Origin of the sequence: Campylobacter sp. S4:11, from assembly GCF_024723695.1 — a bacterium.
Lineage (GTDB): Bacteria > Campylobacterota > Campylobacteria > Campylobacterales > Campylobacteraceae > Campylobacter_D > Campylobacter_D jejuni_C.
In genome coordinates this window covers 1-1247 of the sequence record NZ_JANQDC010000056.1, presented here as the reverse complement: position 1 = coordinate 1247, position 1247 = coordinate 1, and the positions used below count along the sequence as shown (strand labels likewise).

Sequence of the window (1247 nt, the reverse complement as noted above, 5' to 3'; positions counted from 1 at the left end):
TATTGACCCTTTCGTCTAGTGGCTCAGGACGTCACTCTCTCTGTGTGATAACAGAGGTTCAAATCCTCTAGGGGTCGCCATAAAATTAAATTAGCATTTGTATTTTTAATATATTTTATTACTTTTCTAAAAGAAGAATTAAAAATCATTATAATATTTTTATTTTATTGTATAATGAAATTGTATCTTAAATTTAAAGGAGAAATAATGGATAATCCATTATCAGGATATACTAAAAAATATGACAATGAAGGATATGGCTTGCAATATCCCGATGGACATGTTATAAGATTTTATGAGAGAATCTTAAAATACAAATTAAGTAAAACAAATGGAAAATTACTTGATTTTGGTTGTGGGAATGGAGTGCATTCTAAGTATTTTCAAGATGTAACAGGGGGGGGTATTAAGACTTATGGTATAGATATTGTTTCTAGTTTAAAAAATACCTAGAAAAAAGATTCTAGGATAAATGAAAATAATTTTCACGTAATTACACCTAACTCTAGCTTTAAAAATTTATTTGATGTAAAAATGGATTTTATTTTTGCAAATCAAAGTTTATATTATCTACCAAACAAAGACTTTCAAAAAACTATTGAAGAATTTTATGATTTATGCAATGATGGTGCAATAATTTTCGCGACAATGATTAGCTCTAAAGCTTATCAGGAATTTGTTGCAGGAGATGTTAAAGATAATGGTTTAGTAGAAGAAAATCTAGTCCAAGATTAAATGGCGAATCTACTTATATAAATTTTACAAATACGATTGAAGAGCTAAAAGAAAAATTTAAACCTTTTAAACCATTGTTTTGGGGAGATTATGAGTTGATAAATTTATATAATTTTGAAGAAAGTATACAGCACTTCATTTACATAGGGCAAAAATAATTTTTACACTAAAGGTTTTAATAAGCCTTTATCTTACTCTCCTTGCTATTATAACTACCACATATTATTAACCAATATCCCAATCCTTTTTTTGCTAAACTCTAATACTTATATTATATATCTATCCCCTTCAACTTTTCAATATCAAACCTATATATTACATATTATAATACAACCTCTATCTTTCTTTCTCTATTCTTTCTCTATTCTTTCTCTATTCTTTCTCTATTCTTTCTCTATTCTTTCTCTATTCTTTCTCTATTCTTTCTCTATTCTTTCTCTATTCTTTCTCTATTCTTTCTCTATTCTTTCTCTATTCTTTCTCTGTCAAACATCCCCCCCCCCTTTTTTTTT

General features: G+C 27.3%; 2 protein-coding genes and 1 tRNA gene. All 3 read left to right on the top strand.

Features of this window, described 5'->3' with window-relative positions:
- The first annotated feature begins 4 nt into the window (after positions 1 to 4).
- The 3 genes from CAMP5053_RS08105 to CAMP5053_RS08095 all read left to right on the top strand — a co-directional run bounded on the left by CAMP5053_RS08105 (position 5) and on the right by CAMP5053_RS08095 (position 735).
- Positions 5 to 80 (top strand) — tRNA-Glu (locus CAMP5053_RS08105).
- A gap of 127 nt (positions 81 to 207) precedes the next feature.
- Entirely contained in the window at positions 208 to 453 is a 246-nt protein-coding gene (locus CAMP5053_RS08100) for a hypothetical protein (RefSeq protein WP_337217632.1), read from the top strand.
- An 81-nt stretch (positions 454 to 534) separates the two neighbouring features.
- The gene (locus tag CAMP5053_RS08095) at positions 535 to 735 is read left to right on the top strand and encodes a class I SAM-dependent methyltransferase (protein ID WP_250325029.1); all 201 of its coding nucleotides are present in this window, start codon (positions 535 to 537) and stop codon (positions 733 to 735) included.
- Positions 736 to 1247: the final 512 nt, after the last annotated feature.